Raw genomic sequence first — 653 nt, forward strand, 5'->3', positions numbered from 1 at the left:
CGGGGCGTTTCGCCGTCCAGCAAACCTCACCCCGAACCATAAAGCACGTCAGGGCAAATAGGCAGCGCTTGGGTCTAGAGCTTTTCCGCCTTACTCGAACGCATAGCCTGAGTTGGCGAGGTAGTTCCTGCACTCGGCTGGGGTGAAGTTTCCGAGCAGTCGGCCGATGGTGATCCAGAGTGCCTCACGGGTGCGCGCTGCGGCCTTTCGGAGCAGCGCCTTCAGCTTGGCGAAGACCTGCTCGATTGGGTTCAGGTCGGGGGAGTAGGGCGGCAGGTAGAGCAAGCTGGCACCGGTGGCGCGGATCGCCTCACGCACACCGGTGACCTTGTGAGCGGTGAGGTTGTCGAGAACCACGACGTCGCCCTTGGAGAGAGTGGGGGCGAGGAACTGTCCGATGTAGGCGAGGAACGCCTCACCGGTCATCGGGCCGTCCAGCACGAGAGGCGCGACAAGGCCGGTGCTGCGCAGGCCCGCGATAAAGGTGGTGGTGCGCCAGTGGCCATGCGGCGTGGTATCGACCAAGCGCTCGCCCCGTGGTCCCCAGCCGTAGCGGCGGACCATGTTCGTGGCGGCGCCGGTCTCATCGGGAAAAACGAAGCGCTCGGGGTCCATGTAGCGCTGCCAGACCCGCCAGTGGCGTCGATGGGCCG

1 protein-coding gene is annotated in these 653 nt (G+C 65.4%); it reads right to left on the reverse strand.

Features of this window, described 5'->3' with window-relative positions:
• Positions 1–90 precede the first annotated feature (90 nt).
• The coding region (locus ACFFIC_RS09040; RefSeq protein ID WP_377049849.1) for an IS630 family transposase at positions 91–653 on the reverse strand (563 nt) is incomplete at its 5' end.

Origin of the sequence: Muricoccus vinaceus (genome assembly GCF_042433125.1) — a bacterium.
Taxonomy (GTDB): domain Bacteria; phylum Pseudomonadota; class Alphaproteobacteria; order Acetobacterales; family Acetobacteraceae; genus Roseomonas; species Roseomonas vinacea.